Annotated in this window: 26 protein-coding genes; 13 read left to right on the top strand and 13 right to left on the bottom strand. The window is 71.9% G+C overall.

The window, feature by feature from the left end; all coding sequences use genetic code 11:
* Positions 1-54: 54 nt before the first annotated feature.
* The 4 genes from ACZ48Z_RS14710 to ACZ48Z_RS14695 all read right to left on the bottom strand — a co-directional run bounded on the left by ACZ48Z_RS14710 (position 55) and on the right by ACZ48Z_RS14695 (position 2,796).
* A complete protein-coding gene (locus ACZ48Z_RS14710; RefSeq protein ID WP_468736200.1) occupies positions 55-891 on the bottom strand; it encodes a hypothetical protein in 837 nt (278 codons plus the stop codon).
* Positions 892-1,175: 284 nt separating this feature from the next.
* Positions 1,176-1,712 (bottom strand): DinB family protein, encoded by a 537-nt coding sequence (locus ACZ48Z_RS14705; RefSeq protein WP_468736199.1) that lies wholly within the window; start codon positions 1,710-1,712, stop codon positions 1,176-1,178.
* A 60-nt stretch (positions 1,713-1,772) separates the two neighbouring features.
* Positions 1,773-1,973 (bottom strand): DUF397 domain-containing protein, encoded by a 201-nt coding sequence (locus ACZ48Z_RS14700; protein ID WP_468736198.1) that lies wholly within the window; start codon positions 1,971-1,973, stop codon positions 1,773-1,775.
* Complete coding sequence (locus ACZ48Z_RS14695) at positions 1,957-2,796, bottom strand: helix-turn-helix domain-containing protein (protein ID WP_468736197.1); 840 nt, start codon at positions 2,794-2,796, stop codon at positions 1,957-1,959. The genes ACZ48Z_RS14700 and ACZ48Z_RS14695 overlap by 17 nt, the downstream gene beginning before the upstream one ends.
* A gap of 115 nt (positions 2,797-2,911) precedes the next feature.
* On the opposite strand from ACZ48Z_RS14695, the gene ACZ48Z_RS14690 reads away from it, so the two are divergent.
* The 5 genes from ACZ48Z_RS14690 (at position 2,912) to ACZ48Z_RS14670 (ending at position 5,852) form a co-directional block, all read left to right on the top strand.
* Positions 2,912-3,304, top strand: coding sequence for a hypothetical protein (locus ACZ48Z_RS14690; RefSeq protein ID WP_468736196.1), 393 nt, complete (start codon positions 2,912-2,914; stop codon positions 3,302-3,304).
* 8 nt (positions 3,305-3,312) lie between these two features.
* Positions 3,313-3,954, top strand: coding sequence for a class I SAM-dependent methyltransferase (locus ACZ48Z_RS14685; RefSeq protein WP_468736195.1), 642 nt, complete (start codon positions 3,313-3,315; stop codon positions 3,952-3,954).
* Positions 3,955-4,021: 67 nt separating this feature from the next.
* A complete protein-coding gene (locus ACZ48Z_RS14680) occupies positions 4,022-4,168 on the top strand; it encodes a hypothetical protein (protein WP_468736194.1) in 147 nt (48 codons plus the stop codon).
* The gene (locus tag ACZ48Z_RS14675; RefSeq protein ID WP_468736193.1) at positions 4,165-5,010 is read left to right on the top strand and encodes a pectate lyase; all 846 of its coding nucleotides are present in this window, start codon (positions 4,165-4,167) and stop codon (positions 5,008-5,010) included. The genes ACZ48Z_RS14680 and ACZ48Z_RS14675 overlap by 4 nt, the downstream gene beginning before the upstream one ends.
* 11 nt (positions 5,011-5,021) lie before the next feature.
* Complete coding sequence (locus ACZ48Z_RS14670) at positions 5,022-5,852, top strand: GH12 family glycosyl hydrolase domain-containing protein (RefSeq protein WP_468736192.1); 831 nt, start codon at positions 5,022-5,024, stop codon at positions 5,850-5,852.
* Between the two features lie 8 nt (positions 5,853-5,860).
* Here the strand turns inward: ACZ48Z_RS14670 and murQ are convergent, their stop codons facing one another.
* A complete protein-coding gene (gene murQ / locus ACZ48Z_RS14665; protein ID WP_468736191.1) occupies positions 5,861-6,796 on the bottom strand; it encodes an N-acetylmuramic acid 6-phosphate etherase in 936 nt (311 codons plus the stop codon).
* A 49-nt stretch (positions 6,797-6,845) separates the two neighbouring features.
* Positions 6,846-7,733 carry a MurR/RpiR family transcriptional regulator gene (locus ACZ48Z_RS14660; protein ID WP_468736190.1) on the bottom strand — a complete coding sequence of 296 codons (888 nt, stop codon included), beginning with the start codon at positions 7,731-7,733 and terminating at the stop codon, positions 6,846-6,848.
* Positions 7,734-7,788: 55 nt separating this feature from the next.
* Here ACZ48Z_RS14660 and ACZ48Z_RS14655 point away from each other — a divergent pair, with 55 nt between their 5' ends.
* Together ACZ48Z_RS14655 and ACZ48Z_RS14650 are read left to right on the top strand one after the other, a co-directional pair.
* The gene (locus ACZ48Z_RS14655; RefSeq protein WP_468736189.1) at positions 7,789-8,211 is read left to right on the top strand and encodes a hypothetical protein; all 423 of its coding nucleotides are present in this window, start codon (positions 7,789-7,791) and stop codon (positions 8,209-8,211) included.
* Positions 8,208-8,468, top strand: a complete 261-nt coding sequence (locus ACZ48Z_RS14650) for a DUF4031 domain-containing protein (protein WP_468736188.1) — start codon at positions 8,208-8,210, stop codon at positions 8,466-8,468. Before ACZ48Z_RS14655 ends, ACZ48Z_RS14650 begins: the two co-directional genes overlap by 4 nt.
* A gap of 62 nt (positions 8,469-8,530) precedes the next feature.
* Here ACZ48Z_RS14650 and ACZ48Z_RS14645 read toward each other — a convergent pair whose 3' ends face one another.
* On the bottom strand, positions 8,531-9,637 hold the full coding sequence (locus ACZ48Z_RS14645; RefSeq protein WP_468736342.1) for a GNAT family N-acetyltransferase: 1,107 nt from the start codon (positions 9,635-9,637) through the stop codon (positions 8,531-8,533).
* Positions 9,638-9,672: 35 nt separating this feature from the next.
* Complete coding sequence (locus tag ACZ48Z_RS14640) at positions 9,673-10,317, bottom strand: HD domain-containing protein (RefSeq protein ID WP_468736187.1); 645 nt, start codon at positions 10,315-10,317, stop codon at positions 9,673-9,675.
* Between the two features lie 141 nt (positions 10,318-10,458).
* Between ACZ48Z_RS14640 and ACZ48Z_RS14635 the strand changes: the two genes are divergently transcribed.
* A complete protein-coding gene (locus ACZ48Z_RS14635) occupies positions 10,459-11,157 on the top strand; it encodes a copper homeostasis protein CutC (RefSeq protein ID WP_468736186.1) in 699 nt (232 codons plus the stop codon).
* 201 nt (positions 11,158-11,358) lie between these two features.
* Here the strand turns inward: ACZ48Z_RS14635 and ACZ48Z_RS14630 are convergent, their stop codons facing one another.
* Positions 11,359-12,027 carry an LppU/SCO3897 family protein gene (locus tag ACZ48Z_RS14630; RefSeq protein WP_468736185.1) on the bottom strand — a complete coding sequence of 223 codons (669 nt, stop codon included), beginning with the start codon at positions 12,025-12,027 and terminating at the stop codon, positions 11,359-11,361.
* A 204-nt stretch (positions 12,028-12,231) separates the two neighbouring features.
* Entirely contained in the window at positions 12,232-14,292 is a 2,061-nt protein-coding gene (locus ACZ48Z_RS14625) for a HelD family protein (RefSeq protein ID WP_468736184.1), read from the bottom strand.
* 305 nt (positions 14,293-14,597) lie between these two features.
* Here ACZ48Z_RS14625 and ACZ48Z_RS14620 point away from each other — a divergent pair, with 305 nt between their 5' ends.
* Positions 14,598-14,780, top strand: coding sequence for a hypothetical protein (locus tag ACZ48Z_RS14620; RefSeq protein WP_468736183.1), 183 nt, complete (start codon positions 14,598-14,600; stop codon positions 14,778-14,780).
* Between the two features lie 51 nt (positions 14,781-14,831).
* Here the strand turns inward: ACZ48Z_RS14620 and ACZ48Z_RS14615 are convergent, their stop codons facing one another.
* Positions 14,832-16,475, bottom strand: coding sequence for a DNA repair helicase XPB (locus ACZ48Z_RS14615; protein WP_468736182.1), 1,644 nt, complete (start codon positions 16,473-16,475; stop codon positions 14,832-14,834).
* 66 nt (positions 16,476-16,541) lie between these two features.
* Complete coding sequence (locus ACZ48Z_RS14610) at positions 16,542-19,073, bottom strand: helicase-associated domain-containing protein (protein ID WP_468736181.1); 2,532 nt, start codon at positions 19,071-19,073, stop codon at positions 16,542-16,544.
* A gap of 206 nt (positions 19,074-19,279) precedes the next feature.
* Between ACZ48Z_RS14610 and ACZ48Z_RS14605 the strand changes: the two genes are divergently transcribed.
* Together ACZ48Z_RS14605 and ACZ48Z_RS14600 are read left to right on the top strand one after the other, a co-directional pair.
* Entirely contained in the window at positions 19,280-20,341 is a 1,062-nt protein-coding gene (locus ACZ48Z_RS14605) for a hypothetical protein (protein ID WP_468736180.1), read from the top strand.
* Positions 20,342-20,426: 85 nt separating this feature from the next.
* Positions 20,427-21,071: an HAD family hydrolase gene (locus ACZ48Z_RS14600; protein ID WP_468736179.1), complete on the top strand. Its 645-nt coding sequence runs from the start codon at positions 20,427-20,429 to the stop codon at positions 21,069-21,071.
* On the opposite strand, the gene ACZ48Z_RS14595 is transcribed toward ACZ48Z_RS14600, so the two are convergent.
* Positions 21,038-21,298, bottom strand: a complete 261-nt coding sequence (locus tag ACZ48Z_RS14595) for a hypothetical protein (protein WP_468736178.1) — start codon at positions 21,296-21,298, stop codon at positions 21,038-21,040. The genes ACZ48Z_RS14600 and ACZ48Z_RS14595 overlap by 34 nt on opposite strands.
* Before the next feature lie 163 nt (positions 21,299-21,461).
* On the opposite strand from ACZ48Z_RS14595, the gene ACZ48Z_RS14590 reads away from it, so the two are divergent.
* Positions 21,462-21,845, top strand: a complete 384-nt coding sequence (locus tag ACZ48Z_RS14590) for a cold-shock protein (RefSeq protein WP_468736177.1) — start codon at positions 21,462-21,464, stop codon at positions 21,843-21,845.
* Entirely contained in the window at positions 21,845-22,321 is a 477-nt protein-coding gene (locus tag ACZ48Z_RS14585) for a hypothetical protein (RefSeq protein WP_468736176.1), read from the top strand. The genes ACZ48Z_RS14590 and ACZ48Z_RS14585 overlap by 1 nt, the downstream gene beginning before the upstream one ends.
* Position 22,322: the final 1 nt, after the last annotated feature.

Genomic DNA, 22,322 nt, shown 5'->3' with positions numbered 1-22,322 from the left:
TTCGCCCCTCCTTCCCATCGTGCCCCGGGGTGGTGACGCCGGACCGCAGAGCGGTCATACGGGTGTCCTTTCCTCTCGCTTGAGGGACATCGCAGCCCGGATCTCGTCCGCGAGGGTGTGGATCACGGGGGCGGGCGGGAGTGTGATGGGGCGCGGGGGAGTGCGTCCGTCCCGGCAGCCGCTGCACACGCCCCCTGGCAGGGCCTCCGGGCGGCCCGGCACTCCGCACTCGGCGCACTCCAGGACCCGGCGGGGTGGGCGAGGTGGGCGGGGTGCGGGCTCCGGCTCTGGTTCCGGTGGGAGTTTGCTGGTCAGGCGGGAGCGGACGAGGGCTGCCGCGTGGTGGACGGGCGAGGGCAGGCCGTCGCTCAGGGCGCGGATCACGGCCGTGTCGGTGGCGCCGCGCGCGAACCAGTCCGCCAGGAGCGGGGCGAGGGCGGCGCACTCGGCCTCGGAGAGGGACAGCGCGGGGGCCGTACGGCCCAGGGCCGCCAGGAGGATGTGGGCGCGGGAGCGGGTGGGGCGGGGGCGGGCCGCGGCCTCCTCGGGTACGTCCCCCCGCGTGAAGGCGGCCCACCAGTCATCGTCCTGCGCGGTACGCGAGAACCACGATCGAGTGATCCAGCGGGAACTGCCGGACTCGGAGTCCACGCGCTCGCGCCCCCGGCGCAAGTGCCCCGCCTGTTGGAGGCGGTTGAGCGCGGTGCCGAGAGCGCATTGGCCGTACGGCAGCTGCTTGGCCAGCGTCTTTACGGAGATGTCGGCGCCCTCGGACAGGCGGTCGATGTACGCGGCGATGGCGGCTTCGCGGGGCGGCAGGTGGGCGAAGTCGTGCGCGGTGCGGGCGAGTTGGCCGGGGGTGCTGCGTTTGCCGTACCCCGGGTTCGCCATGGGGTGCGGGGTCGCGTGCGCGGGCAGGAAGGCAGGACTAAGCTTGGCGTCAGCCACGGGATCCCTTGGGTAGATCTCGGCGGTCAAGCCCCCGCAGGTGTTGGTAGCACCGGGCGGGGGCTGTTCGTTATGCGGGCACGCTAGACGATCGTGACGCTACGTGGCAAGCCGGACGCATCGAGTCAACTCGCAGGGTGGGTGGGTGGGTTGAGGCCCTCCAACCAATCCTTGAAAACGGATCTCGGAGCTCGGGACTTGAGCTTCGGGCCGGTCCGGTCGGTGGGTCAGCCCATGCTCTTGGCGCCGTCCAGGGCCTCCCGGACGATGTCGGCGTGGCCCGCGTGCTGAGCGGTCTCGGCGACGATGTGCAGCAGCACCCTGCGGGCCGACCACTTCGCTCCGGCCTCGAACCACGGGGCCTTGGGCAGCGGGTGGGCGGCGTCCAGGTCGGGCAGAGCGGCGACGAGTTCGTCCGTCCGGTCGGCCGTCTCCGCGTAGGCGGCCAGCACGCCGGCCAGGGTCTCGCCGGGGAGCATCCGGAACTCGTCCGCCCGCCGGGCCCAGTCGTCCTCGGTCATGGCGGTGAAGTCGCCCATCGACGACGGCCCGTCCTGAATGAAACGCACCCAGTTTCGTTCCACAGACGTGACGTGCTTGATCAGGCCGCCGAGGCACAGTTCGCTGACGGTGGTCCGCTGCCCGGCCTGCTCGTCGGTGAGGTCACGGGTGGTGAAGCGCAAGAAGTGCCGCTGCTTGGCCAGCGCCTCCAGCAGGTCGGCGCGCTCGCCTGTGGGCAGGGTGGTCTTCGTGGCAGTGGTCATGGTGGGGCCCTCCGTGGATTCAGGTTCCGTCGACAAGCCACACGCTAGGAGGAATGTAGGTCAGATCCTGACCTCTTGGGCCGCGACGGCTTGTACGAACGCCGACCATGCCTCCGGCCGGAACATGAGCTTCGGGCCTCGGGGGTTCTTGGAGTCACGGACGGGGACGGCGGTGGGGTGGCCGAGGGCTGCTTCGAGGCAGTTGCCGCCGCTGCCGCCGCTGTAGCTGGACTTGCGCCAGGACTCAGGGGTGTTCCTCATGGGCGTAATCCTGCGCCATCGCCTCGATGAGAGCCAGGGAGTTCTGCGGGGAGAGGGCGTAGGCAGTGAGGAGCTGATAGGTGAAGCGCTGGTGTCTGATGATGGCCGGATCGTCCTCCAGCCGACCAGTGCCGACGCCCTCGAAGTAGACCAGTGGAGGTGCGTCCTCGAAATCCATCAACTTGAGGGAGCCTTCCATCGCGGCATGTGCTCCCGCCTCGAAAGGGAGCACCTGCACGATGGCCCGACCGCGCCGGGCCAGCCCGGCGAGGTGGCGCAGCGCCTCCGCCATCACCTCGCGCCCGCCCACCGCCCGACGCAGCGCCGCCTCGTCAATCACCGCCCACAACAGAGGTGCTGTTGGATCGCCGAGGACCCGGGCGCGCTCCAGCCGGGCTGCCACCAGCTCTTCGATCTGCTCTTCGTTGGCTGTCGGCTGATACGCGCGGCACACGGCCCGTGCGTATGCGGGCGTCTGGAGCAGCCCGGGGATCAGGAGCTGCACATACTCCCTGATCTCCGTCGCCCCGGCCTCCGCCTCCGCAGCCTCGGCGAAGTGCTCGGGATACTTCGACTTCGCCGACGCCCCACAGTTCCGCTGGAAGAAGTCCTCCGTCCCGAGAACCTCGTCCAGCTGTCGCGCGACATCCGGCTGCATCCTCCGCGTCCCCGCCTCCAACTGCCCCACGAACGACCCGCTCACGAACAGCCGTTGACCCAGTTCCTCCTGGCTCAGGACCGACTTCTCCCGTGCGTGCCGCAGTTCCGCTCCCAGCAAAGCTCTGGGTGACGATGACGGGTCCAGATCCTTCGGTCCTGCCATGCGTGACTCCCGATCCACCGGACGAGGTTGTTGGGACGCTCCGTCTGGCCAGGTTAGAGCCGTGACCGCCACGCTGTGTCGTGAATCACCAACCCAGCGTGCCGATGGAGGAAGCGTGCGGTCCACCCAAGAAGTCCTGGAGTCCCTGCGGGAGGCCCTCGTCGGCGTCGGGGTCGTGCTGCCGTCCCTCGCCGTGGACCCGCTCACCGGGGCCGGTGACGAGCCCTTCCCGCTGGTCGACCTGGGGCGCTGCAACGTACGCACGGCGGAGCGGCTGGCGTCCGTCCTGCGCGGGGAGAGGCCGCCGGTGGGGTCGTACGCCGTCGATGCGCGGGACGGACGGGTGGGGGAGGTGATGGGGCACCTCGGCGGACGAGTGCAGCTCAGGCCCCTCGGTGGCGGCCGGGAGTGGGACTGCCCACCGCAGTCCCTCGGGGCCGCGCCGCAGGCCGACGTGCTGAGGGCGAGGGTGCGCAAGGTCAACCGGGAGGGGCGCATGCCCTGTTGAAATGAACCATGCCTCTCCTGGACACCCTCGCCCGCTTCAGCGACGCCCACCCCTGGTCCCACAACGACCACTTCCACCCTTGGCTGCTACGGCAGTTGCCCGCACGATTCGACCGGGCCCTGGACGTGGGATGTGGTTCGGGGAATCTCGTCCGGCTGCTGGCGACCCGCGCGGCACACGTGCACGGCATCGACAGTGACGGGCGGATCATCGGCGAGGCACGGGAGTTGACCGACCCCGGCCTCCCCGTCACCTTCTCCGTCGCGGACGTGATGTCGTACGGCGAGGGGCCCTACGACGTCATCACCTGCGTCGCCGTGCTCCACCACCTCCCCCTGGCCGGGGCCCTCGCCCACTTCCGTCGTCAACTGGCCCCCGGCGGAACCCTGGTGATCGTGGGTGTGGCCGAGGAGGACACCCGTGTCCAGCAGTTGCTCGGTCTCGCCTCCGTCCCGCTCAACGCGATCACCGGGTGGCTCAAGCACCGGGGACGAACGGCGGCGCGTCCCGTCGCGATGACCGCCGTGACCCGGCAGCCCGATATGCCGTACACGGAGCTGGTCCGGGAGGTCGGCCGTGTGCTGCCCGGCGCCCGGCTGCGGCGCCGTCTCTTCTGGCGCTACACCCTTGTATGGTCGGCCGGTCGGTGACGCAGAGCGACCACCGTTCGGCCCGTCCGAAATGCAAATATTCGGCGGGTTTGGTGAAGATGCGTCCATGACCATCCGCACACGCACGCTCGCGCCGCTGACCGCACTCGCGGCCGCGGCGCTGGTGACCCTGTCGCCCACCGCGGCGCAGGCACAGTCCCGGCCGGAGACGGCCGCGCCCATATCGTGTCCTGAGGCGGTGACGGCCGCATGATCCGGATCCGTTCGCTGCGTGCCGCGGGCATCGCCCTGGCCGCCACCGCCGTACTGAGCACCGCACCCCTGACCACGGGCGCGTCCGCGTCCGCCGTGTCGTCGACGGCCTCGACCACCGTGTCGTCGCGGTCCGCGCAGGCGCGGCCGACCGCAGCGTGGCCCACCGCCAAGCGCGTCGAGAAGGTCTCCAAGACCAAGCCGGTCAGCGGCAACAAGAACTTCGACTTCACCCGCTTCGTCGGCACCGGCGCCCTCGGCGGCGGCGGTCAGGGCGAGGGCCAGGACCCGATCCTGGAGCTGGCGGACGGCGCCACGGTCTCCAACGTGATCATCGGTTCCCCGGCCGCCGACGGCATCCACTGCCGCGGCACCTGCACGCTCAAGAACGTGTGGTGGGAGGACGTCGGCGAGGACGCGGCCACCTTCAAGGGCACCCGCGCCAACCAGACGATGACCGTCGACGGAGGCGGTGCCCGCAAGGCCGCCGACAAGGTGTTCCAGCACAACGGGCCCGGCACGTTCGTCATCCGCAACTTCGAGGTGTCCGACTTCGGCAAGCTCTACCGCTCCTGCGGCGTGTGCCGGACGCAGTACACCCGTCACGTCGTGGTGGACAACGTCACCGTCAAGGCACCCGGCCTCGATGTCGTCGGCATCAACGCCACGCCGTACGGGGACACCGCGCGCCTGTCACGAATCGCCGTCGTCGGTGACTCCGCCCGCAAGATCGTGATCTGTCAGAAGTTCCGCGGCACGACGTCCGGTGAGCCCGCGAAGACCGGATCCGGGCCGGACGGCAGGAACTGCGTCTACCGGTCCACGGACGTCACCTACAGGTAAGGAACCGCCCCATGAACCATCGCCGGAAACTCCTGGTGACCGCTCTCGCGGCGGTGCCCCTGCTGCTGGCCTCGCAGACCGCGACGGCCACCTCGGCCCCCGCCCCCGCGCCCGCCGTGGCCAAGGACAGCTGTACGGCGTTCAACACCGTCAGCATTCCGCCGTACTACCTCAACAACAACGTCTGGGGCGCCAAGAACGCCTCCGGCAAGCAGTGCACCTGGCTCAACTCCTACCGCAGCGGCAAGGCCAACTGGGAGACGTCCTTCGACTGGACGGGCGACAAGACCAGCGTGAAGGCCTACGGGAGCATCGTGCTGGGCTGGCACTGGGGCTGGAAGCAGAGCAACACCAAGCTGCCGATCCGCCTGAACAGCGGCCGCAAGGTGACCAGTTCGTGGGCGTTCAACATCACCCAGAACACGCCCACGGTGATGAACGTCGCCTACGACGTGTGGTTCCACACCAAGTCCAACCCGGACTGGCAGGACCAGCCCCACGACGAAATGATGGTCTGGCTCAACCACCAGAACGGCGCGGGACCGCTCGGCACGAAGCGCGAGAGGGTGACCGCCGCCGGTTCCACCTGGGACCTCTACGTCGGAAAGATCGTCAACAAGGACAGCAGCGGCAAGGTCACCAGCAGCTGGAACGTCTACTCGTTCGTCCGCGTCGCCAACACCAACAGCGCGACGACCGACCTCACCGCGCTGGCCAACACCCTGGTCCAGAAGCGGCTGATGGCGAACACCTCGTACCTGACCAGCGTCGAGGCGGGCACCGAGGTCTTCACCGGCAAGGGCAAGCTGAGCACCAGCTCGTACTCGGTGAGCGTGGGCTGACCCGCCCCTCAGCGAGTCGTGGCCGCCAGTGCGGCCCGCAGATGGCCGCCCGTCTCCTCCAGGAGGCGGGCGGCCGTCGGGCCGTCCACGTCGGCCAGAATGGTCAGGATCGCGTTCTTCACCTCGCCGCCGGTGGCGGCCAGGGCGCGCTCGACCTCCCCGTCGTCGGCGCCGGTGGCGAGGGCGACGATCCGGCGGGACCGGGCGCGCAGCTTCTCGTTCGAGGCGCGTACGTCGACCATCAGGTTCCCGTAGGTCTTGCCGAGGCGGATCATCGTGATCGTCGACAGCATGTTGAGGACGAGCTTCTGGGCGGTACCGGCCTTGAGCCGGGTCGAACCGGTGAGCAGCTCGGGGCCCACGACCACCTCGATGCCGTGCTCGGCGGCCGCGGCCAGTGCGCTGCCGGCGTTGCAGGACAGGCCGACGGTCAACGCCCCCTGTGCGCGGGCGTGTTCGACCGCCCCCACGGCATAGGGCGTACGACCGGACGCGGACACCCCGACCACGCAGTCCACGGCGCTCACCGCGAGCCCGTCCAGGTCGGCCCGCGCCAGCTCCGCGGAGTCCTCGGCCCCTTCGACCGAGGTGACCAAGGCCTCGGGGCCGCCCGCGATCACGCCCACGACCTGCGCGGGGTCGGTGTTGAAGGTCGGCGGGCACTCGGAGGCGTCCAGCACCCCGAGCCGCCCCGCGGTACCGGCCCCGGCGTAGATCAGCCGCCCGCCGCGGGCCATGCGCTCGGCGAGGGCGTCGATGGCGGCGGCGATCTCGGGCAGCCGCCGCGCGACGGCCGCGGGGACGGTGGCGTCCTCGCCGTTCATCAGCCGGGCGATGTCGAGGGTCGGCAACCGGTCGACGTCGGCGAGCTCGGGCCGGAAGGACTCGGTGGTCAGGGTCTCCAACTGGGCTTGCAGATCACGGGGGTCGGAGGTGGAGGTCATGGTGGAGCGGCTCTTTCTGCGTGACTGACGGCTGCCGGGAAACTCGTGTCTACCTGCGGTGCCTGTGCGCCAGCGCCTCGTACGACGCGGCCAGCGCCGGCGCCGCCGTCTCGTACGTCCGCTGCGCCACGCCCACGAACAGGCAGTCCACCACCAGCAGTTGACTGGTCCGGGACGACATCGCCGCGGGCCGCAGTTCGCTCTCCCGGGCCGTGGACGTGGTCAGCACATGATCGGCGTACTGGGCCACCGCACCGCCGGGACGGCCGGTGATCGCCACCGTCGTGGCACCGTGCTCGAAGGCGACCCGCAGGGGCTCGATGACGTCCCCCGTGGACCCCGAGTGCGTGATGGCGATCGCCACGTCCCCCGTGCGCAGCTGCACGGCGTTCGTCACGGCCAGGTGCGGATCGCTGTGCGCCTGCGCTATCCGCCCTATCCGCAGCAGCTTCTGCGTGAGGTCCTGGGCGACGAGACCGGAGGCGCCGACCCCGTACACGTCGATACGCCGGGCGACGGCCGTCGCGGCGACCGCCGCGCCCAGCTGCGCGGTGTCCAGCCCGGCCGCCGTGTCCGCGAGGGTCTGCTGCTCGTCGTACGCGAGTTTCGCCACGACGTCGGCGATCGGATCGTCCACCGCTATGTCGGTGGTGATCGCGGGCGACCGCCCGGACTGCTGCTGCGCGGCGAGCCCGGCGAGGGCGAGCCGGAGGTCGCGGTAGCCGGGATAGCCCAGCAGCCGGGCCGTCCGTACGACGGTCGCCTCGCTCGTCCCGGTCAGTTCCGCCAGGCCGGTGACGGTGAGCGCGGCACACCCCGCGGGGTCCTTCGCCACGGCCTCCGCGACCCGCTGCATGGAGCGGGTCATGGACGGACCCAGCGTGCGCACCTTCGAGGCGAGAGCGCTGCCGAAAATTTCCTTCACTTCCTGGGTCACATATGAAAGATATTTTCGGCTCGGTACCGGGGTCAAGCCTGCGCACAATGGGTGCATGGATCCCTCCGACACCCCCGACACCCCCGACACGCCCGGCGCTCCGATCAGCCCCCTGGAACAGGCGCTGCACGCGGCACGCGCCCTCGTGCTCGCCGACCTGGCCGCGAGCGAGGTCGCCGCGGCGGACGTGGTGTCGATGGTCGAGGACTCCGTCGTACAGCGGCGGTGGTGGGTGGAGCAGTGGCCCGACGGTGCGGAGTACGTGGCGGGACTGGTCGCCCAGGACGTCCAGGACGCGCTCCTGGAGCGGTACGGCCGCTGGCCCCTGTGCCCGGTGTGCGGCTCCGGCGACCCGCACGCCCTGGAGGTGGAGCCGGAGCTCGGCCCCGACCCGCACTGGGTGTGCCACAAGGCGGGCGTGAAGGTCGCGGCGGTCGGCTCGCTGGGCACCGCGACGGGCGGGACGTCCGCCACGTGACCGTGTACATCGACCCCCCGACCTGGCCGGGCCACGGCCGCATGTGGTCCCACCTCGTCAGCGACGTCTCCTTCGACGAACTCCACCTGTTCGCCGACGGGCTGGGCGTCCCCCGACGCGCCTTCGAACGCGACCACTACGACATACCCTCCCACCGCTACGCCGACGTGGTGGCGGCGGGCGCGGTCGAGGTCACCAGCCGTGAGGTCGTACGCCTGCTCGTGGCGTCGGGGCTGCGGCGGCCGAAGGGGCGGTAGGGGCGGTAGGGGTCGGCGGGAGCGGCGCGGACGCCGTCAGCCCGGTGGGATGGTGTCGGGGGTCAGCCGGTCCTGGCGGGGCGGACGTACAGGCGTAGGCCCGGTTCCGACTCCTCGTAGGCCTGCTCCTCCTCCACGGTCGCCCGGGTGAAGCCGGCGCGGGCGATCACGCGCTGGGAGGCCGCGTTGTCGGGCTCGATGGTCGCGCAGAGGCTGCGGACGTCGTCGCGGGCCAGGGCCCACTCGCTCAGCGCGTGCAGGGCCTCGGTGGCGTAGCCGTGGCCGCGGGCGCTCTCGGCGAGGTCGTAGCCGACCTCGGCGCGGCCGTCCTCGTCGGGGACGCCGTGGAAGCCCATGCCGCCGACCGCGCGGCCGTCCTCTCGCCGTACGAGGACGAACAGGCCGAACTCCGGGCGGTGGACGCCGGCTTCGTAGGCCTTGGTGGTCATGCCGGCGGCCTCGCGGGTGCCCTCGAAGGGACCGTCCTCGACCCACGCGAAACCGCCGTCGCCGCCCGTGGCCAGGTCGGCGGCGGCCGCAGGGGTGACGCCCTGGAGGGTGAGCCGTTCGGTGGGCAGGACGAGGTTGTTGCTCCAGCGCCACTCCGTGCGCGGGGCGCGGCCGGGCAGCTCGCCGCGGCCGGTGGCCCACAGGAGGGTGCGCCAGGCGTCGGGGCCGGGCTGGACGTCGGGGAAGATCCTGGTCAGCACGTACTCGGGGAGCCGGGCGGGGGGCCCGTACGCCAGGCCCAGGCCCTCCGCGATGTCGTACGTGTGCAGCAGCACCTCGGCGACGCCCATCGCGGCGAAACCCTCGCGGTTCGCGCTGCGGAAGGGGTACGGGTGGAAGGCGCGGACCTCGCGCGGGGTGGTGCGGAGCGTCGCCGCGAAGAGCGTGCCCGCCGTCTCGATCACCTGGAGGGCGTCCCCGGCGTCGCTGTCGTCCTCCAGGCGGATCTCGAAGGGGACGTATCTGTCCTGCGCCCGGCCCGCCAACTGCCCGGCGTACGCGATGAGATCGCTCGCGATGTGCTCTGCCGTCTTCAGACAGTTCCACTCCACCCGGCCGGCCCGTACCGTGCCCCAGTCCCGGTCCGCCGCCTTCCGCAGTACCGCCACCGCGTCCGCGACGGCCTCCGTCACCCGTTCTCCGGCCAAGTCCCCGCCCATGTCTGCCATGCGGGCAGGCTAAGGCGCCGGGCGCCTCAGAGCGACAGCATTTCCAGCTCCGAAGCGAGGTTGTAGCGGGCCGTCGCCTCCCACTCCCGCTCCCCGTACGGCGTCCTGAACAGCCGGGGCAGATCGAGCAGTTGGCGCAGGATCGCGGACCGGCCCTCGCGGAAGGCGTCGGTCGGGACGAAGCCGTACTCCTCGCGTACGGCGGCCGTGTAGGCGGCGTACGCGGCGGGCGGGGCGGCGAGGATCGCGAGGTCGGCGTCGCAGAGGACCTGGCCGTCGCGGTCGTCGTCGGCGGGGGCGTGGGTGGTGGTGAGGCGGACGAGGCGGGCGACCTCGGCCGTCCGCTGCGGGGAGACCCCGGCTTCGGGCAGGGCGCGTTCGGCGAGGCGGGCGGAGCGGTCCTCGTTCTCGGAGCGGTCCGGGAGGTAGACGGCGTCGTGGAACCACGCGGCGAGACGCACCACGTCCGGATCGTCGGCGTACGTCTCCAGCACGTCGACGTGGTCCAGGACCGCCGTGAGGTGGGTGAGGGTGTGGTACCGCCGCTGCGGCTCGTGCCAGCGGCGGAGGAGGTCGTCGGCGTACGGCGCCGGGTCGGGGCCGTCGGACCCGGACCGGGCGTTCTCCAGGGCGTGGGCGAAACGGACGCGGAGGTCGTCGAGGTCGGCCATGACTTCATTGTCCCGCGCGACGGCGGAGGCGGGGAGCCGAACATTCGGCTGGGACGCGCTGGTGAAGCGGACCCCGTACCGGCGTATTCTTGAATTGGACTAGACCTGTAGCCGCGCAAGACCGTCGACGAATGGGGTCCCATGAGCAAGCGTGCAGTCCTGGAGGTGATCGCCCTCGGCACCGAGGACGCCGTCGCCGCCCAGGCCGGAGGCGCGGACCGGCTGGAACTGGTCACCGACATGGCGGCGGACGGCCTGACGCCGACGGTTGCCACGGTCACCGCGATCCGGGCCGCCGTGGACATCTCGGTGCGGGTGATGCTGCGGTTGTCGGACGGGTTCGGGGCGGGGGACGTGTCTCGGGTGGTCCGGTCGGCACGGGAGCTGCGGGGGGCCGGGGCGGAGGAGTTCGTGCTCGGCTTCCTGGACGCCTCCGGTGAGGTGGATCTGGCCGCCGTGGAACGGGTCGTCGAGGTGCTGGACGGATGCCGCTGGACCTTCCACCGCGCCATCGACCACGCGGCGGACCGGGACGCCCTGCGCAAGCAGCTCGCGGACCTGCCCGGCCTGGACACGTACCTCACGGCGGGCTCGACCGCCGGGGTCGACGAGGGGCTTCCCGTACTGCTCGAGGAGGCGGCGCGGGCGGGGGAGCCGGGGTACGAGCCACAGCTTCTGGTGGGTGGAGGTCTACGGCTCGACCATGTGCCGGGGCTGCGGGCGGCCGGGATCGACGCCTTCCACATCGGCGGGGCGGCGAGGCCGGGCGGCTGGGAGGCACCGGTGTCGGCGGAGGCGGTACGGGAGTGGCGGCGGGTGGTGGACGAAGTGCGCGGTTAGGGCCGGTCGTCGAGACGGACAGGCCGGGGGACCACCACACCGGTCAGCGTCTCCGACGCCACCTCGCCGACCACTCGCTTCGCCAACTCCGCCCCCGCAGGCGGATCAGGCCGGCTCCACGGGACGGCGCGGATCAGTGCGGCCGAGCCCCGCGACGCCGGCGTGGTCCGCGGGTCACGCGACGCCGGCGTGGTCCGCGGGTCACTGCGCCTGGCCCTTCAGAGGCCGCAGACACAGCGATGTGCTGCCGTCCTCGCTGTACTCCGGGTAGGCGACGTAGCCCCCGGCCGGACAGGCGCCGTCCGCCGGGGCGGTGACACGGAGTTCCGCGTCGGAGGAGTCGCAGGACTCCGGCTCGAGATGCTGTTCCGGCCAGGCCGTGTCGTTGCGGGCGCACGAGCCGACCGTGAGCGTCGGGTGGTCGGCAGTGTCACTCCCCCCGACCACCAGGCCGACGAGCAGAAGCGCAGTGAACGCGAACACCGCCAGGCCCAGCAATCCCACCGGGATCAGCGCCAGGATGCCGGCCGGCCGCTTGAACACCGGCTTGCCAGGATCGAGCGGCGGCCGGAACCCAGCCGTGACCGGCTCGGGAATGCGCCGGATGCCGGACAGGGCGCTGAGGTTGGACAGCAGGACGAAGGGGGTGATGACCAGCGACAACGGCCCCCACCAGCCCAGCACCATGGTGTCCGCCTGCATGTCCCGGAAGCTCGCCAGCGAGCACGTACGGCAGAACAGCCCCTCGCGTTTCAGGAACCGCATCACCACCAGCATTCCCTGATGGCCACGGACCGTCACCGGAGCGGCGGGCGTCGCCCCGCACATCTGGCAGACGGCCACCGGCGGATACGGTCCGGGAGCGGCCATCTGCTGATACGGCGGCCCCGGGACCTGCGCCTGCTGGTACGGGTACGGGTACGGGTACGGCCCCGGAGCCTGCTGGTACGGTCCCGGCCCGGGAGCCTGCTGGTACGGATTCGCCCCCGAAGTCGGCTGGTAGGCAGGGTGTGAGGGCGGCGGCGTGCTCAACGGGGGCCTCTCCGGGGGGACATGACGGAACGGATCAGCACCCTACCCGGCGAGCTGTACGGGCAGCGGGGCCGTGTGCGTCACGATCAGGCCCGACACCGCCCGGGTCAGTGCCACGTACAGCCGCCGCAGCCCCGTGCGTTCGTCCGGTTCGCCGTCCACCACGGCCTGCGGTTCGTCCAGTACGACGTAGTCGTACTCAAGGCCCTTGGCGAGGGAGGCGGGCACCAGGGTCAGCCGGGTCTCGGCCGTGGTCTCCTCGCCGGGAGCCAGGAAGCCGATCCCCGCCGCCGTCAGCGCCGACGCCAGCTCCGGGATGTGGGCGTCGGCGGCGATGAGACCGGTCGAACCCTCGTTGCGCAGCAACTCCTCGCACGCGGCGACCACTTCACCAGCGCCGCCGATCCCGCGGACGTCGAAGAACCCGGGGTTCTCACGGACCGACGCGACCGGGGTCAGGCCCGGTGCGATGTGCGGGAGGAGACGGGAGGCGTACGTGATGACGTCCGTCGGCACGCGGAAACCCGCCGTCAGCTCCTCGATCACGCCGTCGGACTTGCCGAGGTGGGCCAGCGCCTCGTCCCAACTCCGCGTCGCCCAGGGCGTGGTGCCCTGCGCCAGGTCGCCGAGGACGGTCGCCGAACCGGTCGAGCAGCGGCGGCCGACCGCGCGGTACTGCATGGGGGACAGGTCCTGCGCCTCGTCGAGGACCACATGACCCAGGGAGTGCGTGCGCTCCACGACGTCCCTCGTCTCGTCGACCAACACCGCGTCCGCGGCCGACCACTTGGCCGACTTCACGCTCCTGACCGGCTTCGCCCAGAGGATCGTCTTCTGCTCGTCCTCGTCGAGGATCCCCTCCGCGTGCGCGGCGAGGAACTCCGCGTCCGTCAGCAGGCGGAACACCAGCTTCACCGGATCCACCGGCGGCCAGATCGCCTTGACGGCCGCCTTCACCGCCGCGTTGCGGGCCACCGCGTCCTGCACCCGGTCGTCCGGCGCCTCCCCGGACCGCTCCATCTGCACCAGTACGACGTGCGCGATGCGCTGCGGAAGGGCCTCGCGGGCGGCGCCGTAACGGATGTCCCGGTCGAGCAGCTCCCGGACGATGCCCTCGATCTCGTACGCCGGGACCCGCCACCTGCGTGAGCCGCGCACGACCATCACCGGCTCGGTGGGCATCGTCACGTGCGAGTACACGGCCCGTTTCAGGACCTCCGCCATCCTCGCGTCGCCCTTGAGGACCGCCGCGGCCGCGTCGTCGGAGCCGCTCACCTCGACGTGCGCCACGAGGTCGTCGACGGTGGCCTGCCTGACCGCCAACTCGCCCAGCGCGGGCAGCACCTGCTCGATGTAGTGCAGGAAGGACTTGTTCGGTCCGATGACGAGGGTGCCGGTGCGGGCGAGCCGGTCGCGGTGGGCGTAGAGCAGGTAGGCGACCCGGTGCAGGCCGACGGCGGTCTTCCCGGTCCCGGGACCGCCCTGCACGCACACCGTGCCACCGAGCCCGGACCGTACGATCTCGTCCTGCTCGGGCTGGATGGTCGCCACGATGTCCCGCATCGGGCCGACGCGCGGGCGCTCGATCTCCTGCTGGAGCAGCTTGCTGGTGGCGGCGGCCTCGTCGGGATCGGACAGGTGCTCGTCCTCGTACGCCGTGATCTCGCCGCGCGTGTAGCCGAAACGGCGGCGCAGCCCGACGTCCAGCGGGTCCTTCTTGGACGCCCGGTAGAACGGCTGCGAGACCGGCGCCCGCCAGTCGATCACCATCGGGTCGCCGTCGTGGTCGTGGACGTGCCGGCGCCCGATGTAGAAGCGCTCGCCGTCCGCGCCCTCGGCCAGGTCGACGCCGGGGGAGTGCAGGTAGTCGAGGCGGCCGAAGAACAGCGGGGTGTCGCTGAGGTCGGCCAGGGCCTTGATGCGTTCGCCGATCTGGCGGGCCAGGACCTCGGCGTTGACCCAGTTCGCGGTGACGTCCTTGATGTCCAGCGACTCGGCGTCCTCGCGCATGGCGCGCAGCGCGGCACGGGAGCCGGCCAGGTGGGAGCGTTCGCGGGCGAGGGGGTCGTCGGCTACGGGCGCGGGCGTGGACGGCCTGGACAAGGGGGTGCCTCCGAAGGTGCTGCGGGGTGGGCGGCTGCCGGGTGGTCGGCAGCGCAGTACCGGCCGGTTTCCGTCCGGTCGGCGGCACTCCGGGAGGGAGGCGGGCAAGAGCGGAGATTGTAGAGGGGCGGGGCGGCAGGAAGCCAACGAATTTCCCCGGACGGCTTGCGGGCCCGCACGGCCCCCTAAGGGTTCCCCCCTCCACGCGGTGGGGGACGCTCCACCCGAAGGAGTACTCAGGTAGCACAGGAAAGAGCTACCTGGGGCCGATGCCCTCCTTATGCCCCGCAAGCCACCATGGAGACATGAGTGCAGCGACCTTCACCCCAGCGCCCGGTCGCCCGTCCGGGGCGACGCCCCTCTCGGACCGCCACGGCACCCACCGCCTCGGCAACGCCCTCCGCGCGATCCGCGTCTTCGCGGGCGCCGCCTTCGACGTGGTCATACTCGGCGAGTACGGCGAGGAAGCCGGCGTCCGCCGCAGGTAGCCCGACCTCTCGCCCCTGGCTCCCGGCCCCTGGCCCCCGGGGCCTCGCCCCTCAGCCCTCCGCCAACAGCTCGTCCGCGTCCATGATCCGGTAGGCGTACCCCTGCTCCGCCAGGAACCGCTGGCGGTGCGCGGCGAAGTCCTGGTCGAGGGTGTCGCGGGCGACGACCGAGTAGAAGTGCGCCTGGTGCCCGTCGGCCTTGGGCCGCAGCACCCGGCCCAGCCGCTGCGCCTCCTCCTGCCGTGACCCGAAGGTCCCCGAGACCTGGACCGCGACGGTCGCCTCCGGCAGGTCGATGGAGAAGTTCGCGACCTTGGACACCACGAGCACGCTGATCTCGCCCTCCCGGAAGGCGCCGAAGAGCTTCTCGCGCTGGGCGTTGGAGGTCTCGCCCTTGATGACCGGAGCGCCCAGATGCTCGCCGAGTTCGTCCAGCTGGTCGATGTACTGCCCGATGACGAGGATCTGCTGCCCGGCGAAGCGCCGCACGATCGCCTCGGTGACCTTCCGCTTCGTCGCGGTGGTGGCACAGAAGCGGTACTTCTCCTCCTGCTCGGCGGTGGCGTAGGCGAGCCGCTCCGAGTCCGTGAGGTTCACCCGGACCTCGACACAGTCCGCGGGCGCGATGTAGCCCTGCGCCTCGATCTCCTTCCACGGCGCGTCGAACCGCTTGGGCCCGATGAGCGAGAAGACGTCCGACTCCCGGCCGTCCTCACGCACGAGGGTCGCGGTCAGCCCCAGCCGCCGCCGGGCCTGCAGATCGGCGGTGAACTTGAAGACGGGCGCCGGCAGCAGGTGCACCTCGTCGTAGAGGATCAGCCCCCAGTCCCGGGAGTCGAAGAGTTCGAGGTGCGGGTAGACGCCCTTCCGCCGGGTCGTCAGCACCTGGTAGGTGGCGATGGTGACGGGCCGGATCTCCTTGCGCGTCCCGCTGTACTCGCCGATCTCCTCCTCGGTCAGGCTCGTGCGCTTGATGAGCTCGTGCTTCCACTGCCGGGCCGAGACGGTGTTGGTGACGAGGATGAGGGTGGTCGACTTGGCCTGTGCCATGGCCCCGGCGCCGACGAGCGTCTTGCCCGCACCGCAGGGCAGTACGACGACCCCGCTGCCACCGTGCCAGAAGTTCTCCACGGCCTGCTTCTGGTAGGGCCGCAGCGCCCATCCGTCCTCGTCCAGCTCGATCGCGTGCGCCTCGCCGTCGACGTACCCGGCGAGGTCCTCCGCGGGCCAGCCCAGCTTCAGCAGCGTCTGCTTGATCTGCCCGCGCTCGGAGGGGTGCACGACCACGGTGTCCGGGTCGAGCCGCGCCCCGACCAGCGGTGCGATCCGCTTCGAGCGCAGGATCTCCTCCAGCACCGGCCGGTCGGTGGTGGTGAGGACGAGCCCGTGCGCGGGGTGCTTGCTGAGGGTGAGCCGCCCGTAGCGGTCCATCGTCTCGGCGATGTCGACGAGCAGGGCGTGCGGCACCGGGTACCGGCTGTACTGCACCAGCGCGTCCACCACCTGCTCGGCGTCGTGCCCGGCGGCCCGCGCGTTCCACAGCCCCAGCGGTGTCACCCGGTAGGTGTGGATGTGCTCGGGCGCCCGCTCCAGTTCCGCGAACGGCGCGATGACCCGACGGCACTCGTCGGCCTGCTCGTGATCGACCTCCAGCAGCAGGGTTTTGTCGGACTGGACGATGAGAGGACCGTTCACCTACGTACACATCCCTTCGGCACGGCCAAACGTCCAGTGTGCCCCATCGGGCGAGCCCGCTCCCCCTCAGTCCTCCGCCAGCTCCGCCACTCCCGTGACCCGGTGCAGCGGGTACGTCCTGACCTCGTCGGCCGTGTGGTCGTACGCCGTCACGAAGCCGCCCTCGACGCGGACGGGCGCGATGACGCGCTGGCTGGCGGCGCCCTCGGCGTTCACGTAGCCGATCCACAGGGACTCGCCGGTGAGGACGGCGGCCTGCATGGTGGCGAGGGTCTCGGCGGAGCCGGTGCGGGGGAGTGAGCCGGTGGCCGGTGCGGGCCGGTCGGTCGGCCGGTGCGCGGCCGTGGACGCCAGGTCGCCCGCGCGGACGGCCCGGATCGCGGCCGACAGGAGCGTCGCGTCGGGGATCGGGGGACCGTCGGGCACGGGTTCGGGGGCCGTGCGCGGCGGGGTGCGGTGGGCGAGCGCCCGGGTGATGAGGACGTCGCCCTCCGCGGACTCGGCGGCCGGGGCGAAACCCATCGCACGCAGACCGTCCAGGAGCGACGCCGGGTCGGCCTGCGCGGCCAGCACCGTCGGGGCCAGGCGGCGCAGCCGCAGGCCGGCGGCTCGCTTGTCGGCGAGGATCTCGTTGAGCATCGCGTCGTCGTCGCAGCGGACGTACGCCGAAGCGGCGCCCACCCGGAGATGGCCGTGCTTTCGCGCCACGTCGTCGATCAGATACGTCAGCGGCTGCGGGATCGGTGTCCGTGAGTGCGCGGCGAGGAAGGCGTGCAGGTCGGAGGCGGACTGCCCGGCGTCCAGGGCCCGGCGTACCGACCCGGGCGTGAACCGGTACACCGTCGCCCCGCCCTTCGACTCCACGTCCGCGAGCACGCCGAGCACATCGGCCAGCGGCCGCTCAAGCGGGCCGGGGGCGACCGCGGTCAGGTCGGCCTGGAGCAGGACGTGATCCAGCGGTTCGGGCAGCAGCGGCGCGAGCAGCCGGGCGGCAGCGGCGGACGCGGCGGCCTGTTCGGCGGGGGACAGCGGCTCCGCGACGGCGGGGTGATGATGCCGCTGGTGATGCACGGGGAGCTTGTCCCCGGGGCCCGCCGGCACCGCGTCCGGCGTCTTCGGCGCGCTCGCTCCCAGCAGCGCCCGCCCATGCGCCGACAGTGCGCCGCGCCCCGTCACCCCCAGCAGTTCCGCTTCCTTCAGCGTCCACTCGGCGAGCCGGGACCGCAGGTCGTCCTCGCGCTGCGGGCCCCGCAGCGGACGCTCCCAGCGCAGCCGGGCGAGCACCGACCCGGGCGACGGCGACGCCCCCTGCGGCAGTCCCGCCAGCAGCGTCAGCACCCGGTGCCGTACCTCGGGCGCCGCACTGCGGTCGAGTCCCGGGCCGAGCGTCGACAGCGTGCGGTCCTTCGCGTCCCGGCCGCCGACCAGCCCCGACGTCCGGGTCGCCGTCAGCCAGGCCTCCGCCAGCCGCGCCCAGCGCTGTGCCGGGGGCTGCTCCAGCCACTCGTCGTGGGCCGGGGTCGCCGCGTACCGTTCGTCGGCCTCGCCGTCGGAGGCCAGCAGGCCCGCCGCGTACGCCAGCTCGACCCAGAACGCGGCGACCGGCTCCGACACGTCCAGGGCGACGGCCGTGCGCTTGAGGTCGCGGACACTGAGGCCGCCCGCTCGCAGCACCGCGGGCCCGCCCTCGTCCCAGTCCTTCAGCAGCTCCTCGACGGTCGCCAGCGCGGTGTACGCCTGCCCGGCCGCCGCCGCGTCCACAACCTGTGGACGGTGGGCCGCGGCGGGCTCCACGGCCGGCGGCAGCGGCTCCACCTCGCGGTGCGCCCGGCCGCCGCGCAGATGCAGGGCCACCTCCCGGGGCAGTACGACCGTCCCGGGCGCCGTCGGCACCAGCAGCCCCAGGGCGAGCAGGCGGCGCAGATGAGGCGCCGGGTCGGCGGTGACCTGGCCGTACGGCGGCCCCCAGACCAGCCGGGAGAGCACCTCCCGGGACTCCTCCGCCAGCCCGGCGAGCAGCGCCGACATCCGCTTCCGGTCCGTGAACAGGGCCGTCAGCGACGCCACCGCCGACACCGCGTCGTGGGTCGAACCGAGCCCCGCCGCCGTGACGATCTCCTGGATGCGGCCCGGGGACATCCCCGCCGTCGCCTCCTGCACGGTCGGACCGAGCCCCGTCGGCGACGGATGCTGCGGCGAGGGCGCGAGCAGTTCACGGGCCGTGCGCACCAGCCGCAGCCGGTCGTCGTCGCCCCACACCAGGGCCTGTTCCCGCAGGGTCGCCAGGGCGTGCGGCAGCGCCGCCGAGACCGCCGGGTCGCCCGCGTCCCCGGTCAGCAGGGCGAGCAGTTCCGCGTACGTCGCGGGTTCCGACGCGACGCCCAGCGCCTCCGCGGTCTGCAGCGTGAAACGGTCCAGCCGCTCCAGCGCCCGCACCACCGACGCCCGCGTCCCGGCCCGGGTCGCGAGCTGCGTGAGGTCCGTGGGCACGGGGGTGATGAGGTCGGGTCGGGCACGCAGAAGCGCGGCCAGGGAGACGTCGTCCCTGGCCCGGAGCGCTTCCGCGAGGGAGCGCGGCGGTACGGCCGGGTTGCTCATCCGACCAACGGTAGCGGGTGCCGGACCGCGCCAGGGGCGCCCACGGCGTCCCGACCGGCGGCATCGGCACCGCTCCCGCCGCCCGGAACGTCCCGCGGACACGCGCGCGCGGGCCGACCTGGCCGCCCGGGCCCGTCCGCCCGGCAGCCGCCTGCGCTAACGTCGTCCCACGGGGTACCGAACGCACCCGCCCCGGAGGGGACTTCGTGGGTATCGAGAGCGACCAGGTCGTCTACGAGTATCTGAGCCGCGTCGGAGACGTCGCGCAGCAGCGGCAGTTGCCGTCGTCCACCCGTATGCGGCTCGTCTCGGAGCTGCGGGGCGAGATCGACCGGCGGCGCGCCGAGGTCACCGTGGACTCGCCCGCCGCCGTCCGCCGGATCATCGCGCGACTGGGCAGCCCCGACGAGGTGGTCGCCGCCGCGGGAGGCGCGGCCGGCAGCGCCCCGCAGGCGCCGGTCGTCTCGATGCCCGTACAGCGGGACCGCGAGTCGCAGGACACCGAGTGGCGCCGGAAGGGGCTGCGCAAGGTCGTACCGGGTCCGCGCCCTGCCGTGCCGCCGCAGCCCGCTCCCGCCACCGACCGTGACACGTCCTTCGGCCCTCATCAGGCCGGCCTGGACGAACTCGGCGACAGCGCCTCGCAGCCCGACTGGTGGCGGGTGGACAGCAGCCCCTTCGGCGTCGGCGACAGCGTGCCGGGCTTCGTGGGCGGAGTGGAGATCCCCGAACTGCTGAAGCCCCCGCCACCGAAGGAGAAGCCGGAGGAGAAACCGGCGCCGGCCGTCGAGCGGGCGGCGGAGGTTCCGGCGGCGAGCACGCGTACGGCCTGGTGGAAGCGCAAGCGGGTCGTGCGGGCCGTCGAACCGGTCGTCGAGGCCGCCCCGGTCCGCCGGCGCCCCTTCTCCCGCGCCAAAGGCGCGGTCGCGGGCGGCTGGAGCAACCCCCTTCTCCTGCTCGCCGCGGCCCTCCTCGTCGCCGGGGCCGTACTCGGCAACCTGATCGTCCTCGTCGTGGGCTGGCTCATCGCCTGGGCCTCGCGCCGCCTCAGCGACGCGGAGACGAAGTGGGCGGTCGTCATCCTGCCCGGCCTCTCCCTCACCGCCGGACTCGTCTGGCTGTGGGGCAGGAACGAGGGCCGCTGGGGCGAGCCCATCGCCCAGGGCCACATGAGCGATGCCGTCTCCGAGACCTGGCCGTGGGTGGTGCGCGGCGCGGCCGTGGCCTCGGCGCTGTTCCTGGTGTGGCGCTCGCAACGGCGACGGTGAGCCACGCGGAACCCGGCCCCGACGCCCCCGGCAGCCCGGAAAACCCGCTGTCCGCCCGCCCCGCCCGCCGGGCACAATGGCCCATATGGCCTCTGCGAGCATCTCCGCCCCGACCGTCGGATTCGACCTCGACATGACACTGATCGACTCCCGTCCCGGCATCCGCGCCTGCTGGGTGGAGCTGTCCGAGCGGACAGGGGCGTACGTCGACGCCGACCTGGTGGTCACACGGCTCGGCCCGCCGCTGGAGGAGGAGATGGCGCACTGGTTCCCGGCGGACCGGATTCCGGCCATGTCGGACCTCTACCGCGAGCTCTACCCGTCGTACGCCATCACCGGGACCCTCGCGATGCCCGGCGCCCGCGAGGCCGTCGAGGCCGTACAGGCGGCCGGCGGGCGGGCGATCGTCGTCACGGCCAAGTGGCAGCCCAACGCCGAACTGCACATGGAGCACCTGGGCATGGCGCCCGACGCGGTGATCGGCAACCTGTGGGCCGAGCAGAAGGCGCTCGCGCTGCGCGAGCACGGCGCGAGCGTGTACGTCGGCGACCACATCGGCGACGTGCGCGGGGCGCGGATCGCCGAGGCGCTCTCGGTCGCGGTGCCCACGGGCCCGTGCAGCGCCGAGGAACTGAGTGAGGCCGGGGCGGATGTCGTGCTGGGCGACCTCACCGAGTTCCCCGGGTGGTTTTCGGACTACCGTCCGGGCTGTGTTCCGGCCCGCGCCTGACGCCTTCCCGCCGCGACGGATTGCAGCACTCCCGCGCCGGCCACCACGAAGCCGACGGCCATGAGCATGCTCAATCCGAACATGTACGTCGGAAATGGCGTCGTTCCGAGCAGAAACGGGGCCACGGTGACGAGTGTGGCCACCGCGCCGACGAAGAAGACGATGGCTCCGGCACGGATCAGTCGGTCACCGGGAGCGGCGGAATTCGATGGGGTTTTGTCACGCACCCGACCAGGGTAGTTCCCTGCCCGAAGGAACAACCGGGCGACGTCTTGTCACAGGCCCGTTCACCATTAGCCTTGGAACCGGCGGGTCCCGACGACCCGCCCCAGTGCTATCAAGAGCCGTTTCAGATGCAGTTTTCCGACGAGTACGAGGACGAGGACAGACGTGCCTACCGGCAAAGTCAAGTGGTTCAACAGTGAGAAGGGCTTCGGCTTTCTCTCCCGCGACGACGGCGGTGACGTCTTCGTCCATTCCTCGGTCCTCCCCGCCGGAGTCGAGGCGCTGAAGCCCGGCCAGAAGGTGGAGTTCGGAGTGGTCGCCGGTCAGCGCGGTGACCAGGCGCTTTCGGTGACTCTTCTGGAACCCGCGCCCTCGGTCGCGGCGGCCCAGCGCAAGAAGCCGGACGAACTGGCGTCCATTGTCCAGGATTTGACGACTCTTCTCGAGAACATCACGCCGATGCTGGAGCGCGGCCGCTACCCCGACAAGGTCGCCGGCGGGAAGATCGCCGGTCTGCTGAGGGCGGTCGCCGACCAGCTCGACGTCTAATGAGCGACATACGGACCGAGGCGCCGTCGCCCCAACTGCTTGAGCAGATCCGACGGCAGCGGCGCCACACCCTGGAACTGCTGACCGTGTGTGCGGTGGGGCTCGTCCCGTGGACGGTCCTGCTGGCCTTCACGCTGCCCAGCGGCTACACGGTCCGCCAGTGGCGCACCACCTGGGTCGGCTTCGACGTCCTGCTCCTGCTCGCGATGGCCGCCACGGCCGTACTCGGCTGGCGCCGCCACCGGGCGGTGGTCGTGGCGGCCGTCGCGACGGGAGCGCTTCTGGTGTGCGACGCGTGGTTCGACGTGTCCCTGGCCCTGGGCACCCCGGACGTGTGGTGGTCGGCGGCACTGGCGGTGTGTGTGGAACTCCCGTTGGCGGGTTTCCTGATCCACCGGGTCCTGGGCATGTTGAAACTGGCTCAATGGCCGAACCTCCCAAAGGAGTTCACGGAACTGCGCGGCCGGCCGCAATGAT

The organism is Streptomyces sp. NPDC031225 (assembly GCF_055570355.1).
Note: the sequence above shows the minus strand (reverse complement) of the source record. Positions and strands in the feature narration are given on the sequence as shown.